Below are 14,779 nucleotides of genomic sequence, written 5' to 3'. Positions count from 1 at the left end.
TTCCTTAGAGTGATTGTTGTAGCTGACGTACATGGGCGACCACATCCAGGCAGCTACTGCGCCCGGCCTCAACTAACTCATCCACGCAGGCGGTTAGCATCCCTTGTTCGCGCCTGTCCAGCGCCTCCAGCAGTAGCGACGCATTCAGTCCGGCAATCACTGCCACCGGATAATCGGCGCTTAGTCGCGCCGCGACGTTGGATGTCGTGCCGCCGACAAAATCCGTCAGGATCAGCGAGCCTTCCGGCAGCGTTTTCACCACGGCCTCGACGCGTTGATAAAACTCGCCCAGCGTATCGACAGGCATTAGCGCGATTTCCGTCACGCCTTTAATTTCGCCCGTGACCATACGCAGGCTGTTGCAAAGCGGTTGTCCCCAGCCGCCATGCGTCAGCAGCAGGATGTGGGGCAACGGTTGTGTGGTAGTCAAAATGGCCTCCTGGCGCAATTACATGAGAACACCGGCATATATTGCCCGGTGGCACTGCGCTTACCGGGCCTACAGAACACTCCCGGTAGGCCGGATAAGGCGTTTACGCCGCTATCCGGCATAACGCATCATCAGAAGAGCAAAGGTTGTGCCAGAATTTGTGTCACGCGAGGAAGAAGAAAGGTCTGGCGAGGCGCGAAGCCCCGCCAGTAAAAGGATTAGCTATAGAGCAGTTCGTAGATATAAAAATATTCCGCATCCGATAAACGGATGGCGTAGGCGTCTTCGATCGGCAGAAAAGCGGATTTGATGACACTAAACGCGCGCACGTCCAGATTCGGCTGACTTTCCAGCGCCATCTGTAACGGTTTACGGTTAATCACAATACGCTCTACCATACAGCAGCAGTGGATCAGGAAGCGCAGTGTCACCTGGCGGCTTGGTTTCAGGGAAAGCGAAGACGTCAGATGGTTAAAAACGCCCTCCATCTCTTTCAGAATACGCTGCGGGTTAAGCACGGAAATATGGTTGATGATGCTCTCCATCGTTAGCGCGCTGATAAAGCGCATGGCGCTGCGCTCCATCTCCAGACGGCGTTCAGCGTTGGACAGATCGGGCGTTAACAGGCTCAACACCAGTTCCGGCCCTTGTTCGGAGAAAAGCTCTTCCAGCGAAATAAACGGAATATCCGGCAGCCCCGGCTGGAAAGTGCCGACAATCCCCGCCAGCCGCTCGCTGGCATTCAATGCCTGCTGAACGCGCTCCAGACTTCGTACCTCGTTATAATCAAGGATCACCATCCTGGTATCTTGCGACATCAGTTCGCCAAAGCTCTCCTCCAGCACCTTTTTGATTTTTTCCGCCGTTCCCATGCCGGTAATACAGGAGATGACCAGCACTTTGCCGCCGTTCTCCTGCTGCGGCGTACAAAGCTGGCAGGGGATATTTTTACTCTGCAGGAGCGCCGTCAGCTGTGGTAAATCGCTGGTTTCATAGCTTAAATCCAGCCCGACTTCCAGCAGACTGGTCAGCGTGATGTTCGGCATGAGCAAAACATCTATCTGGAATAACTTACTGATCGTACTGCCAAAATGGATCAATGAACCGATGTCCACCAACAGGATAAGCCGCCGATATTGGCGGGTTTGAATCATTTGGGTCAGCGTTTCCAGCGTGTCATGCACCGACTGTTCAAACGGCATGTCGATGGCGCTGAACAGCTCGCGCTCCAGCACGCGGTTGACATATTGCGCCTGACTGGTGGCGGTGGTCGCGCCGTGGGCGATCAAAATGACCCCGCAGTCGGGGCTGGCATCGATACGCTGACGATAATGGCGGCACTCTTTCAGGAACAGGCATAGCCAGACCACTTCCGTCGCCGGACACTGAATATGCAACAGTTCGTTGATTTTCCGACACAGCAGCGTGGCGTTGTCATATTCGTCTTTGCAGCGATCCAGGATCAAACTGGAAGAGTAAAGCTGCGGGATCAGGCCGCGCTGCACGTAGCCTATCAGCGCCAGGAAGTGTTTACGCAGTGGGTTAACCAGATTTTCCGGCAGCGAAAAGCCCAACACCTGCTCTACGCAGCCAATCAGCAGCGTCACGCGCTCTTCAATCTGGTCGCCATAGCGCGGCGGATGCGCCACGCTGTCGCGGCTGTAGAGACCGTATTCAAAAATCGAGCTGAGTTTATTTTTCAGGATCGCCAGCGTCTCCGCCGGGGGGACGTTACTGTTGCGCAAATTAACATATTCGCGCGTCAGGAAGCTGTAAAAGAGGTCGCTCTCTTCAATTTCCGCCCCGGTCGCCAGCGACGTCTTCAATGCGGGCAGCGTGCGCGCGTCTATATTTAGCCGCGCTTTACCGTCAAACAGAGTATCCACCAATAGACGCTGTTCCGGCGTCGGGTTAACCGACATCTCCGCCAGCCGTTTATCCAGCTGTAGCGTGTCGTTATGCTCGGTCATTCCCGATGCCCACGCCTGAGCGCAGAGAAACTGAATATCGCTTTTTAGCTGGCCGATATTGCCTTCCAGGGGTTTATTCAGCAACCAGAGCAACAACGGTTTATCAATGCTGACCGTGCGTTCTATTTTGCGGCTTTCCCGCTGTAAGAACCCCACGATCAGTTCGATCTGTTCTTCAACGGAGCGCTGGCGAATGCCCGGCAAATCAATGCATACCTGAATACGCCGCTGGAAAGTACGTAACAGCGCCGACCCGACCGGCTCTGTGGTGGCGCAAATCAGGCGTACCGAAATTGATCGCGGCTGGCTGCTCACGCCAAGCGGACGGTACTCGCCTTTATCCAGAATAGAGAACAGCTTTTCCTGCCCTTCATAAGACAGACGGTGCACCTCGTCCAGCAGCAGATAACCACCGTCCGCCTGCTCCACGAGGCCTGTTTTATGTTCATTCGCGCCGGTAAACGCCCCCTGCCGATGACCAAACAGATGCGAGGAGAGCAGTTCCGGGTTATGGGCGTATTCCGCGCAGTTAAAGTAGACCAGCGGCGGGATAGCGCCGCTCGCCTGTTCACAGGCGAAACGGTGCATCAGTTCCGCAAAAAAGGTTTTACCGACGCCGGACGGCCCGGTAAGCAGAACGTGTAAACCGTGCGGATAGAGCACCGCCGCACGGCCTTTTTCTACCGCATCGCGCAGGCTGCGATCGTAACCAATCAGGCTGGTAAACGGATCGTCAGGCGCGTAATGCTCTTCATGCGGCAGCACATCCGCCACCGACCGCACCTCGCGTTCAGACTCTTCCAGCTGACGTCCCAGCAACGTTTCCAGCGCCTGGCGATGCAAAAAATAGACCGGGCGGCCACGGCTTTTGATTGCCAGGCCGTCATTCCATAACTGATTGAGATCTTTGCTGACGGAGTTACGCGCCAGCCCAAGATTGAAACCTATCGCCTCCGCCGTAAACGCCGTCTCCTGCGCCAAATCGGCAAGACATAGCCCGCGCGTCAGCCGTTCCAGCTCTCCCAGTACGATCTCAATACGTCTCATTACACTACCGCTTACAAAATAAAAGAGTAGTCAGAACATACACTATTCTGCCACGCAAGAAAGTGAAGGCGCAGCGAGAAACCGCCTTCCCACTTTTGCCTGACTTCAACGCCAACGGATAGCACGCCCCGATGAGTGAACGTCGCACGGTCTACACTTACTCTTGAAAAAGTGCAAACCGATAAGGATACCGTTTATGAAACGAAAAACGCTTCTGCTTATTGCCACACTTGTCGCGCTACCGGGCGTCACGTATGCCGACTCTCCGTTTAGCTCACTCCAGTCGGCGCATGAAAAAAATACGATTTTAAAGGATTTGCGCAAAATGTGTACGCCCAAAGGCGCGCTAACCGATGAAGCCTGGGAGAAAAAAATCATGGCAAGCGAGGGGAACCAGCAGCATATTCGGGAGGCGATGATCGCGATAGAGCGCAACAATCAGCATAACTACTGGCAGGCTCTCGGCAAGGTGGAATGCCCGGAGATGTAGCACAGCTTTTCCGCTTTTTGGTCGCGAAAATGCGGACTGTAACCGGTTTCTGTTCACCAAAAGCGCGTATTCTGGAGCGAATTTACGCGATCAAGGAGCACGACAATGCGATACCGTTTTCCCGATAACTTCTGGTGGGGCAGCGCCTGCTCAGCGTTGCAAACCGAAGGGGATAGTCTGAATGGCGGTAAAAGCCAGACCACGTGGGATGTGTGGTTCGAGCGCCAGCCGGGTCGTTTTCATCAGGGCGTCGGTCCAGCAGAAACCTCAACGTTCTATCGCCACTGGAAGCAAGACATCGCGCTACTGAAACAGTTAAAACATAACAGTTTTCGCACCTCGCTAAGCTGGGCGCGGCTCATTCCAGATGGCGTAGGCGAGGTGAATCCACAAGCGGTGAGCTTCTACAATCACGTCATCGACGAGCTACTGGCGCAGGGCATCACGCCGTTTATTACGCTGTTCCATTTTGATATGCCGATGGTCATGCAGGAGAAAGGCGGCTGGGAAAATCGCGACGTCGTAGAGGCGTTTGGTCGGTACGCGCAAACGTGTTTTACCTTGTTTGGCGACCGCGTGAAGCACTGGTTTACCTTTAACGAGCCGATTGTGCCGGTGGAAGGCGGCTATTTGTACGACTTCCACTATCCCAATGTGGTGGATTTTAAACGTGCGGCCACCGTGGCGTACCATACCGTGCTGGCGCACTCGACCGCCGTGCGCGCCTGGCACGCCGGGCGCTACGACGGTGAAATCGGCGTGGTGCTGAATCTGACGCCGTCCTACCCACGCTCGCAGCATCCCGCCGATGTGCAAGCCGCGCATCATGCGGATCTGTTATTCAACCGCAGTTTTCTTGACCCGGTATTAAAGGGAGAATACCCGGCGGAGCTGGTGGCGCTGCTGAAAACCTATGACCAGTTGCCTGCCTGTCAGCCAGGCGACCGTCAGCTTATTGCCGACGGCAAAATCGATTTACTGGGGATTAACTATTATCAGCCGCGCCGCGTGAAATGCCGTGATACGGCGGTGAATCCGCAAGCGCCGTTTATGCCGGAGTGGTTATTTGACTATTACGACATGCCGGGGCGCAAGATGAACCCTTACCGCGGCTGGGAAATTTACGCGCCAGGAATTTACGACATCATCACCAACCTGCGGAATAATTACGGCAATCCGCGCTGTTTTATCTCCGAAAACGGGATGGGCGTTGAGAACGAGCAGCGTTTTGTGCAAGCGGGACAGATTCACGATGATTACCGGATTGACTTTATCTCTGAGCATCTTAAATGGCTGCATAAAGGCATTAGCGAGGGCTGTCACTGTCTTGGCTACCACATGTGGACCTTTATCGATAACTGGTCATGGCTGAACGGCTATAAAAATCGCTATGGTTTTGTACAACTGGATTTAGCCACCCAAACGCGCACGGTGAAAAAAAGCGGAGAATGGTTTGCCGCCACCGCAGAGCATAACGGTTTTGATTAAGCATTTATTATTGCCGGATAACGACTAACGTCGTATCCGGCCTACAAATGGCAGCAATATCAACTCATTGGCGTAATACGGACTTTCGCCGCCACGACTAATGCCGTCAACAGCATCAGTCCGCCGGAAAGCGCCAGCGGCGAAAGCAGCCCGAAATTGTCGAGCGCATAACCGCCCACCGCCGCGCCACAGGTATTTGCCAGTTGAATCACCGCGACCTGGATGGAACCGGCTTTTTCCGCCTGATCGGCAAGGGAACGAGTGATCCACGTTGACCATCCCACCGGCACCAGCGCAAACGCCAGCCCCCAGATAATCGCTATGACCGCCGCCACGGTTTTGTCGCTCCCCCACACAATGAGCGTCAGCGCGCTCAGCGCCAGTAGTAGCGGCGCACCGGCCAGCGCCAGTTTTACCGAACGTTTCAGGACATAAGATGAGAAAGAAGTGCCAACGAAGCTGGCAATACCAAAACTGAGCAACACCAGCGTCAGACCATCAACGTCAAAGCCCGCCAGATTCATATAGACCGGGCGAATATAGGTAAAGAAAGCGAACTGCCCGGCAAAAGATATAAAGATGGCGATCATCCCGGCCATCACGCCAGGGCGTTGCAACAGGCTAAACATATTCTGTTTCTGGTGAGAAGGTTCGCCCGGCAGCGACGGCAGTGATTTCACCACCCAGATGACGCACAGTACGCCCATCACCGCAGCGGCGTTAAAGACATTACGCCAGCCAATAATACCGCCCAAAAAACTGCCCAGCGGCGCGGCGATCACTAACGCGATGGAAACCGCGCCAAAAATCACCGACAGCGCTTTCGGCACGGTACGCGCGGGAACCAGTCGCATGGTCAGCGACGCCGACATCGCCCAGAATCCGCCCAGCGCCAACCCAAGACAGGCGCGGCCCAGCAATAGCAGCGTAAAGCTGTTGGCAAAGGAGACCATCAGACAAGAAGCCGTCAGCAAAACGGCGAACAGAATAACGATATAACGCCTGTCGGTCGCCTGAATAATCTGGGTAATGAACAGGCTGGAAAACATCGCGACAAATGCCGTAACGGTGACCGACTGACCGGCGACGCCCTCGGAGATCCCCAGATCCTGCGCCATCGGCGTCAACAGACTAACGGGCAAAAACTCAACGGTAATCAGGCAGGCGACACAAAACGCCACGGCAAAAACGGCTGACCAATTAGGCCTGGCAACCCCATCAGCGCGGAATTTTTCTGCGATATTTTCATTCATTGTGGTTACCTGCGTCGTTTTAGTGCGGAAAATCCACGCAGTGTAACATTACAAAATGTGATCTGATTAACGTTTTAGCAACTGACATTGTTGCGCTGCATTTTGCGAGGCTGGTCGAGCGTTGAGAATTATCTTCTCTCGCTGCGTGCAAAACCAAAAGGTAAGACATAGTGTATCACCTGGTGCTATACTTTAGATTACAGGATGTCAACCTGATGCGAATCTTCAAAACCAGGTGGTTTAACAGAGAAGCGAAGTCCCACACGATAAAAGATGACGAGTTAAGCGAAGCCATCAACGCCGTACTGCAAGGAAAAGCAGATAATCTTGGCGGCGGAGTTTATAAAAAACGTCTCAATCAAAATCGCGATCGCGCAATCGTGTTGGCAAAGGGAGGCGAGCATTGGTTTTACACCTTCCTGTATGCCAAACAGGATATGGCCAACATTAGCTATCGTGAACTCGCGGGTTTCCGTGAGTTAGCAAAACACTATGCTTGCCTGACCGAAGATCAGATAACGGCACTCATTAATAACAAAGAACTGGTAGAGGTGCGCCATGTCAGCAAAAACTAAATTCAAAAGCCCTGCCTTTGAAGCGATTCATAGCGCGGCATCTGGATTATTTAGCGTGGATGCCATTCCCCAGGAGACAATGCGCAGTTTTGACACGGCCTGCTTAAGCAGCATCAAAGATCTGCAGCCACTTGAAATAAAAGCGTTACGAGAAGAACTCAACGTTAGCCAGTCGGTTTTCGCTCGCTACCTGAATACCAGCGTATCAACGGTTCAAAAGTGGGAAAGCGGCGCCAAGCGTCCCAGCGGGATCTCACTGAAACTACTTAATGTTGTCCAAAAACACGGGCTAAAGGTGCTGGTATGAGAGTTTTACCGATGGTCTGTTAAGGCTAAGTCGGATGTCTGGGGTTGGGCTAATTCAGTGTACCACTACAATGTTTTCATGGGGCGCGCCTAAACATTTAGAGTTGTCTATAGACAATCATGTACAACTTCGAGTTTATGATAAGAAATTTTGAGACAGGAGGTATGGCAAGGAGTCACAGTTTTGGTGTTCAAAACAAGATCACATTTCCGTGATATATGTCACGGAAATGATGAGCTACAAGTCTCTGACGTTTTGGCGTCGTTAGCGGTTATTCGGTGCGTTACTTCTGTGGTTCACCCTTAGCAAATACGATGGCGGCTACGCTTTATTTGGCTAACGATGAATCGCGCCATCCGGCCGTTAATCGTGGCTCGCCGCCCTTGCCAGCCTCATTCATCTCGTCTTTTGTTAACGAGATAGTGAAGAGTATCAATGCAGCCAGTGGACACCCTCTTCCGGCTGAAAAAAGGCGTTATAACGCAGTTGAAACGCGTTGATCTCCGGCATATCGGGTTCCATTTCGCGCAAAAAGCCCAGCGCCAGCCGTACCTGTGTATCGGTGATCGGCGCGGCTAAACGCGCTTTTTGCAGCAACCGATGCCACCGCTGCAAATTCTGATCGCCGCCATCGACAATCACCATTTGCCAGATAAGTAACACCTGAGCGGCATTTTGCAAATGCGACTCATCAGGGCGATGCAGATACTGTAAAAACTCACCGCCCGCCGTTTTACCCATCTGATCAATCATCGATTCTATCGGCACGACATCAATATTCAGACGTTCGCTCAGGCGGCGAATCGCCCGGCGGGTATCCGATGTCAGCACCCGAAAACCCACAATAAACACCACCACAAACGTGGCCAGAATCAACCAAATCATGCGCACATCCGTCACCAAACAGGATGCCCATCATAACGGTAAATTTATAACTGTCGACGTTCTGGCCTGTCAGGATGTGATTTATTAACGCCTGTCTTCATTTACGCCAGACGCCGGATGTCCTGTCTGACGAACGCAAGGCATAAAAAAGCCCGGCGTTAAGCCGGGCAAAACGTTACCAAATGCACACATTTAAGCGATATTGACTTGCTGAATTTTTTTCTCACGGCGGATTTTGCGCTCTTCCATCACGGCGACCATCGCCATCAGGCAGATACAGCCGATCGCGGCGGCGTCCAGCGCGGCGAAGGTGCCCGCCCAGCCGGTCAGACCAAAAACGGGGGTGCCGTCGGCAATCATGCCCAGACCCAGCTTGGCAAAGCTATCGCCGATAAGATAAGCGAAGGTTCCTTTGATACCGTCCGCAGCGCCGATGGCTTTTTTCGGTACGAAACCGACTGCCGCCACACCAATTAACAGCTGCGGCCCAAACACCAGGAAACCGAGCGCGAACAGCGAGGCCAGATAGACATACTGGTTGCTGGCGTGCTGGTAGACGCCAAGGGTGGCGATGATTAACGCCAGCGCCACACAGGCTACCAGCGCACGACGACCGTTCGCCAGGTCAGAGAGCCAGCCCCACAGCAACGTGCCGACCAGCGCGCCCACTTCGAACAGGGTAAAGCCCTGAATCGCCACCTCTTTGGAGAGCTTCAGTTCCTGGAAGGCGTAGACGGTTGACCACTGGTCGATACCAATACGCACCACATACAGGAAGATATTGGAGAAGCACAGCAGCCAGATCACTTTGTTTTTCAACACATATTCAACAAAGATCTGCCACTTGGTCATTTCGTTTTCTTCAGTCTCTTTATCCTCTTCGCTGATCTCTTCGCCGAACAGTTCTTCAGCTTTACCCAGACCGTAAGACTCCGGGGAGTCGCTGCCAAAACGCAGACCGATAAAGCCAACAATCAGCGCGATAATCGACGGGAAGATAAACATGCCGATGACGTGACCGTCGAACAGGTAGTTGGCGCCGAACAGCGCCACGCCTGCCGCGCCCGCGCCGCCGAGGTTGTGGGAGATATTCCAGAAGCCGAGAAAGGTGCCGCGTTTACGACGCGGAGTCCATTTGGTGATGGTCGAGTAGCTGCACGATCCGCCGGTACTCTGGAAGAAACCGCTCAGGGCATAGAAAGCAATCATCAGAAACAGACTGGTTGACCCCGCGCCCATACTGGCGCTGAAGCCGAGCATACAGATAGCGGAGAGGATCAACATAAACGGTAGAAACTGCTTGGTATTTTTACCGTCAGCGTAGTAGGAAACCAGCGTTTTCCCCACGCCGTAGGTGATCGAAAAGCCCAGGCCAATCATCCCCAGCTCGGTCATGCTCAACCCGTAGGTAGAGATCATGTCGTTCTGCGCGATGTTAAAGTTTTTGCGGATCAGGTACATGGTCAGGTAGCCGATAAAAACCACCAGATAGGACTGCATGAACGGCTTGAACCACATTTTACGCCGCACATCGAGCGGCAGATCCAGGGTCGGCTTGCGCACCTGGTTTAAGAAGGCCAGCATGGATTACTCCTGAGCTAATTTTTATACCTGCGAATGGCAGGCATTGTAAAAATCCACAGGAAAAGTGGCCTGCGACAGCGTCCAGGCAAAACCGGGAAAATTTCTTAGTTTTGCCCCATTCAGCGCAAAAAGGTGAGGTGCATCACGCTTCGCTGGTCTCGCGCGGGGCCTGAGCGTTCAGAAATGGCAACAGCAATAGCGCGGAGATCCCCGCCGCGATGGCGATGACCGCAAAAAAACCGGTCCAGTGCCAGATCTCCAGCACTTTCGCTAACGGCCAGCCGGAAAGCGACGCGCCGAGATAGGCGAACAGGCCGACAAAGCCGGTGGCCGCGCCCGCCGCCTCTTTATGCGAGCACTCCGCCGCCGCCATGCCAATGAGCATCTGCGGGCCGAAGACAAAGAAACCAGTGGTGAAGAAACAGGCCGCCTGCATCACGTAGCTGGCGAACGGCATCAGCCACAGCGAACCCACAGAGAGCAGAATCCCGGCAGCGAAGATTAAATTCATCGGTCCGCGGTTGCCGTTGAAGAGTTTGTCCGAGCCCCAGCCCGCCACCAGCGCGCCGATAAATCCCCCCAGCTCAAACATCGATACTGCCGTGTTGGCCGTGACCAAATCCACGCCCAGCGTCTCGGACATATACAGGTTGCCCCAGTCATTGATCGCCGCGCGCACCACGTACACTAAGACGTAACACAGCGAAAGCAGCCAGATATAGGGATTCAACAGCACATATTTAGCGAGGATTTCTTTGCGGCTTAGCCCCGCGCCCTCTTGCTGTTGGGCGACCTCCAGCGCATCGTGCCGCCAGTCGCCTACCGGCGGTAAACCAATCGCCTGCGGACGGTCGCGCAGCCGCCAGCAGAGGACCATGCCCACCCCGATGGCAAGCAATCCGGCCACCATCATCCCGACACGCCAGCCATAATGCAGGGCGACAGCGGCCATAACGAGAGGGATCAGCGCCCCGCCGACATTGTGCGCGGTGTTCCATAACGCCCACCAGCCGCCGCGTTCGGTACGCGAGTACCAGGCGGTCAGCAAACGGGCGCAAACCGGCGATCCAAACCCCTGGAAAAAGGCATTCAACGCCCATAGCAGAGCAAAGGCCCACAGCGAGGTCGAGAAGCCGAACAGAATATTCACTACGCCGGTCGCAATCAGCCCGATGCCCATAAAATAGCGAGCGTTGGAGCGATCGCTAACGATGCCGGAAACAAATTTCGACACCCCGTAGGTGATGTAAAACAGCGTCGCCAGCAGGCCGATATCGCTGCGGGTCAGAATGCCGCTGGCAAGGATTTCCGGCGCGGCGGCGTTAAAGCTTTTACGGGTGAAATAGAACAGCGCGTAACCCAACCAAATGGTGATCAGGATATGCCGCCGCCAGTAGCGATAGCGGGCGTCAACCTCGTGCTTATCGGTGATGAGCGGCGCGTTGGCCGGGGCTTTTAAAAACGAAAGCATTATCCTTCCTTAAACGTAACGCTGGGGCAACGAGACGCTCACCCGCGTACCGTGGGTACAAGAGATGGTTAGCGTCCCGCCGAGCGCCGACACGCGTTCGCGCATTCCGGTCAGGCCGAAGCCCTGCTGGTGAGAGCCCGGCGGCAGGCCGCTGCCGTCATCCTCAATCACCAGCATCAGCCGCTCATCCTGCTGCCAGCCCTGGAGCGTCACCGCGCTGGCATTGGCATGTTTTACGATGTTATTCAGCCCTTCCTGACAGACGCGAAACAGCGTCACGCGCTGACTTTCACTCAACGCCGTTTCGTCAATTCGCCAGTCGAGGTGACTGACAATACCGCGGCTTTCCAGCTCCATTTCGCGCAGCAGCGAACGGATGGCCTGCGCCAGCGTTAAGTCGTCTAACTGGCGCGGGCGCAAGCGCCCCAGCAGGCGACGCACGGCGTCATACACGCCCAGCGAAAGCTGCTCGATAAGTTGCCCGCTCTGCTTCACGCCGCCGTTATCCGCCGCCAGTCGTTGCACAATGCCCGCCTGGGTTCGAATCGCGGTGATGGTCTGCCCGATGTCATCGTGCAGCTCACGCGCAACATCGCGCCGCACGCTCTCTTCGGTCTCCAGAAGACGCTCCGCCAGCCGATGGTTGCGCGCCAGCTCCTTTTGCAACGACTGGTTCAGCTCGCGCAGACGCTGAATGCCCGCGCCAAGCAGTAGCCCGGTCAGGCTTTGCGCCAACAGCGAAAGTAATAAATCAACGGGATGATCGTGCCAGGTCTGGCTGGCGATCAGCGCGATAGCATTCATCAGTGTGGCAATGAGCGCGCCCTGCCAGCCATAATGCCAGGCGAGCGCGATAATCGGCAACGCCAGGCAGAACGGCGTAAAGCGCGAAAGTTCAGCAGGTAACCCCAGTTGCAGCCACAGACTGACGATAAACAGCAGCAGATACCAGATCAGATGCCGCCCGCGCCAGTTTACCGGCTGCGATACCAGCGATGGTCCCAGCGGCAGCCAGGTAGTGCTGGTGAGATAGTGCCAGAAAACCAGGCAGATGGGGGCCAGCGTCAGCCCCCCCGTGAGGGTCAGCAGTAGCGCGTTCCATGCCGCTTCCCCCTGCCCCAGCCAGGGCAGGGATTGCAGTAGCGCCGCGGCGGTGAGGGCCGCGCCCTGAAGCAATAACGTGCGCCAGTCGCGCTGATGGCGGTAACGCGAAGTCAGCGCCACGGGCAGTAGCGTCAACACACCACCGATCATCAAAAGCGGCAGATGAGCCAGCGCAACTTCCTGCGCTAACCAGTACACCAGTAGCCACTCCGCGCCCAGCAATACTGGCCAGTAGCCGCGCGGGCATTGCAGCATAAGTCCCAGGCGCAGGCCGAAGGGAAAGAGTAGCGCCGCCAGCTCCGGGCGCTCTACCAGATGCAGGCTGATACTCCACAGGCAGAACCACGCGGCGGAGAAAATAAAAAAGCAGGCAACAACGGTGATTAAACGGGAAAAAAAGGTGTTCATTACCAACCGTCAAACATGCGATGCGCCAGTTCAACGTCATTGCTGACGCCTAATTTTTCCAGCAGATTCGCTCGATGGACATGCACCGTTTTTGGCGACAGCCCCAGCTCGGCGGCAATCTCTTTTACCGCCATACCCTGGGCGAGTTTTTCCGCCACCTGACGCTCGCGTTTGGTCAGCGGATCTTGCCGACCCGCCGCCAGTTTCACGGCAATATCGGGGGTCAAATAGCAGCCGCCCGTCGCCACCGTATGCACCGCGGCGATCAGCTCATCCGGACTACAGCGTTTAGAGAGAAAACCGCGCGCGCCGGCGTTCAACGCCTGTTCCACCAGCGCCGGGCTATCGTGAACCGAGAGCATGATCGTCGCCAGCCCTTTTGGCAGTTGGCTTAGCAGCTCCAGTCCGGAAATATCCGGCATCGAGATATCGCAGATACACACCTGTACGCCGCGCCCCGGTAAGCCTGCCAACGCTTCGCGCCCGGAACCAAACTCGGCGACCACCTGCAAATCAGGTTCCAGCCCCAGTAGCTGTGCAAAGCCGGAGCGGACGATAAGGTGGTCGTCGATAAGGGCAACGGTGATCATGGGTTCATCCTGGCGCTAAGGCATGCCTGATGGCGCTGCGCTTATCAGGCCTACGGGCAGGTGCCGTTGTAGGCCGGATAAGGCATTAATGCCGCCATCCGGCAAAAGCACTTACCTTAACGATAAGTGCCTGGGTGTTCAAGCCTTGAGCGGTCAGACAATGCCTGTCGTGACGGTGAACGTCCGGGTTTGCTGCGGTTCCAGTTGAAGCAAGGTTCCATTTCGCTGCGCCGCGAGAAAACCTTCAGGCCGACAGGTCGCGGGCAGGGCAAAGGCGGCTACCTGCTGATCGCCGTTATAAAGAATCCAGCGGGTCACGTAATTCAGCTCCGCGCTGGCGAAACGTGTCACGAACGTAGTGCCATCCGGGGCGATCATACTGAATTCCGGGGTATCCGTGTACCTGTCCAGTTCATCGGCGAAGAACACGATTTCCGGGTCGTAAAAGCCAGGCTCGTTGAGCGTTGCCAGCGAGGCTTCACCCTGCAAAAGCCGTTGATTAAACGCCAGCCACTGCGCCGTGGGTTTGACATGCGCCGGCACCGACTCGCGTAGCTTCAGCGCGGTATCCGGGATATTCTGGCGGAACGTGGCGTTCGGCACATAGGCATAGTTCATGTGGCACATGTACTGTAGCGGCATGGCGACTGAAGCCAGGTTAGTCACGGTCATCAGAATATCAAACAGCGCGCTTGCTTTACGCATTACCACCGCAGGTTGCGCCTGATAATGATGACCGAACCCCATCACATACTCGTAGCGCCCGGTCACGCGCAGACTGTCGCCCTCTAACTCCAGCCAGGCGTCGTCCATGGCAGCGCAGGGCATCTCGCCGTGCAGCGGATGTGTATCTTCCGGCGACGGGCAGCCATTCGCCAATAGTCCGGAATGGAAAGCAAAGCAACCATACGTTGCCACCACTTCCGCAGCCGGCTTCGGCTGGCGGAACATGTTGCGCATAGTCAGATCATGACCGTCAAACTGCGCGTCCCAAATCATCTGCCCCATCCAGGGCAGAATCACCAGATGACCGCGGCTGTTTTGTATTTTCAGTCCTTCCACGCCGCTGGCGTAACGAAACGCCGTAACCGTAAAATCATCATTTTCCAGCAAGATACGCGGCTGCTCGTTAAAAAGCTCCCGCCATAATGTAATACGTGTTGTCATGGTTGATCTC

Annotated in this window: 13 protein-coding genes; 4 read left to right on the top strand and 9 right to left on the bottom strand. The window is 55.2% G+C overall.

The genetic code is table 11. From position 1 onward, the window contains the following. Positions 1–4 precede the first annotated feature (4 nt). Positions 5–430 carry a PTS sugar transporter subunit IIA gene (locus ACLJZ5_RS09520; RefSeq protein ID WP_000214106.1) on the bottom strand — a complete coding sequence of 142 codons (426 nt, stop codon included), beginning with the start codon at positions 428–430 and terminating at the stop codon, positions 5–7. A 218-nt stretch (positions 431–648) separates the two neighbouring features. Beyond that, positions 649–3,447: a transcriptional regulator DagR gene (gene dagR / locus ACLJZ5_RS09515; RefSeq protein WP_024798380.1), complete on the bottom strand. Its 2,799-nt coding sequence runs from the start codon at positions 3,445–3,447 to the stop codon at positions 649–651. A gap of 196 nt (positions 3,448–3,643) precedes the next feature. On the opposite strand from dagR, the gene ACLJZ5_RS09510 reads away from it, so the two are divergent. Then, positions 3,644–3,937, top strand: a complete 294-nt coding sequence (locus ACLJZ5_RS09510) for a YicS family protein (protein ID WP_000824217.1) — start codon at positions 3,644–3,646, stop codon at positions 3,935–3,937. 105 nt (positions 3,938–4,042) lie between these two features. Continuing rightward, positions 4,043–5,425: a glycoside hydrolase family 1 protein gene (locus ACLJZ5_RS09505; protein WP_024798381.1), complete on the top strand. Its 1,383-nt coding sequence runs from the start codon at positions 4,043–4,045 to the stop codon at positions 5,423–5,425. 59 nt (positions 5,426–5,484) lie between these two features. Here the strand turns inward: ACLJZ5_RS09505 and nepI are convergent, their stop codons facing one another. Beyond that, entirely contained in the window at positions 5,485–6,678 is a 1,194-nt protein-coding gene (nepI, locus tag ACLJZ5_RS09500) for a purine ribonucleoside efflux pump NepI (protein ID WP_024798382.1), read from the bottom strand. Between the two features lie 215 nt (positions 6,679–6,893). On the opposite strand from nepI, the gene ACLJZ5_RS09495 reads away from it, so the two are divergent. Together ACLJZ5_RS09495 and ACLJZ5_RS09490 are read left to right on the top strand one after the other, a co-directional pair. Beyond that, positions 6,894–7,253, top strand: coding sequence for a type II toxin-antitoxin system RelE/ParE family toxin (locus ACLJZ5_RS09495; protein WP_001217953.1), 360 nt, complete (start codon positions 6,894–6,896; stop codon positions 7,251–7,253). Further along, complete coding sequence (locus ACLJZ5_RS09490; protein WP_024798383.1) at positions 7,237–7,560, top strand: helix-turn-helix domain-containing protein; 324 nt, start codon at positions 7,237–7,239, stop codon at positions 7,558–7,560. The genes ACLJZ5_RS09495 and ACLJZ5_RS09490 overlap by 17 nt, the downstream gene beginning before the upstream one ends. A gap of 432 nt (positions 7,561–7,992) precedes the next feature. Here ACLJZ5_RS09490 and ACLJZ5_RS09485 read toward each other — a convergent pair whose 3' ends face one another. The 6 genes from ACLJZ5_RS09485 to ACLJZ5_RS09460 all read right to left on the bottom strand — a co-directional run bounded on the left by ACLJZ5_RS09485 (position 7,993) and on the right by ACLJZ5_RS09460 (position 14,769). Continuing rightward, a complete protein-coding gene (locus ACLJZ5_RS09485; RefSeq protein WP_024798384.1) occupies positions 7,993–8,445 on the bottom strand; it encodes a DUF1198 domain-containing protein in 453 nt (150 codons plus the stop codon). A gap of 192 nt (positions 8,446–8,637) precedes the next feature. Continuing rightward, positions 8,638–10,029: a hexose-6-phosphate:phosphate antiporter gene (gene uhpT, locus ACLJZ5_RS09480; RefSeq protein WP_000879181.1), complete on the bottom strand. Its 1,392-nt coding sequence runs from the start codon at positions 10,027–10,029 to the stop codon at positions 8,638–8,640. Positions 10,030–10,171: 142 nt separating this feature from the next. Then, complete coding sequence (locus ACLJZ5_RS09475) at positions 10,172–11,500, bottom strand: MFS transporter (RefSeq protein ID WP_000948174.1); 1,329 nt, start codon at positions 11,498–11,500, stop codon at positions 10,172–10,174. A 9-nt stretch (positions 11,501–11,509) separates the two neighbouring features. Then, a complete protein-coding gene (gene uhpB / locus ACLJZ5_RS09470; RefSeq protein WP_001091257.1) occupies positions 11,510–13,012 on the bottom strand; it encodes a signal transduction histidine-protein kinase/phosphatase UhpB in 1,503 nt (500 codons plus the stop codon). Then, positions 13,012–13,602 carry a transcriptional regulator UhpA gene (gene uhpA / locus ACLJZ5_RS09465; protein WP_000633664.1) on the bottom strand — a complete coding sequence of 197 codons (591 nt, stop codon included), beginning with the start codon at positions 13,600–13,602 and terminating at the stop codon, positions 13,012–13,014. The genes uhpB and uhpA overlap by 1 nt, the downstream gene beginning before the upstream one ends. A gap of 153 nt (positions 13,603–13,755) precedes the next feature. After that, positions 13,756–14,769 (bottom strand): aldose 1-epimerase family protein, encoded by a 1,014-nt coding sequence (locus tag ACLJZ5_RS09460; RefSeq protein WP_024798385.1) that lies wholly within the window; start codon positions 14,767–14,769, stop codon positions 13,756–13,758. Between the last annotated feature and the right edge of the window lie 10 nt (positions 14,770–14,779).

Source organism: Salmonella sp. 5800, from assembly GCF_046558195.1.
Lineage (GTDB): Bacteria > Pseudomonadota > Gammaproteobacteria > Enterobacterales > Enterobacteriaceae > Salmonella > Salmonella enterica.
The sequence above is the reverse complement of the archived record's forward strand: the minus strand, read 5'-3'. Positions and strand labels throughout refer to the sequence as shown.

Excerpts from the sequence above, each read along its gene's own strand:
- dagR (WP_024798380.1), bottom strand. The coding sequence starts at position 3,447 with ATGAGACGTATTGAGATCGTACTGGGAGAGCTGGAACGGCTGACGCGC.
- ACLJZ5_RS09510 (WP_000824217.1), top strand. The coding sequence starts at position 3,644 with ATGAAACGAAAAACGCTTCTGCTTATTGCCACACTTGTCGCGCTACCG.
- ACLJZ5_RS09505 (WP_024798381.1), top strand. The coding sequence starts at position 4,043 with ATGCGATACCGTTTTCCCGATAACTTCTGGTGGGGCAGCGCCTGCTCA.
- nepI (WP_024798382.1), bottom strand. The coding sequence starts at position 6,678 with ATGAATGAAAATATCGCAGAAAAATTCCGCGCTGATGGGGTTGCCAGG.
- ACLJZ5_RS09495 (WP_001217953.1), top strand. The coding sequence starts at position 6,894 with ATGCGAATCTTCAAAACCAGGTGGTTTAACAGAGAAGCGAAGTCCCAC.
- ACLJZ5_RS09490 (WP_024798383.1), top strand. The coding sequence starts at position 7,237 with ATGTCAGCAAAAACTAAATTCAAAAGCCCTGCCTTTGAAGCGATTCAT.
- ACLJZ5_RS09485 (WP_024798384.1), bottom strand. The coding sequence starts at position 8,445 with ATGATTTGGTTGATTCTGGCCACGTTTGTGGTGGTGTTTATTGTGGGT.
- uhpT (WP_000879181.1), bottom strand. The coding sequence starts at position 10,029 with ATGCTGGCCTTCTTAAACCAGGTGCGCAAGCCGACCCTGGATCTGCCG.
- ACLJZ5_RS09475 (WP_000948174.1), bottom strand. The coding sequence starts at position 11,500 with ATGCTTTCGTTTTTAAAAGCCCCGGCCAACGCGCCGCTCATCACCGAT.
- uhpB (WP_001091257.1), bottom strand. The coding sequence starts at position 13,012 with ATGAACACCTTTTTTTCCCGTTTAATCACCGTTGTTGCCTGCTTTTTT.
- uhpA (WP_000633664.1), bottom strand. The coding sequence starts at position 13,602 with ATGATCACCGTTGCCCTTATCGACGACCACCTTATCGTCCGCTCCGGC.
- ACLJZ5_RS09460 (WP_024798385.1), bottom strand. The coding sequence starts at position 14,769 with ATGACAACACGTATTACATTATGGCGGGAGCTTTTTAACGAGCAGCCG.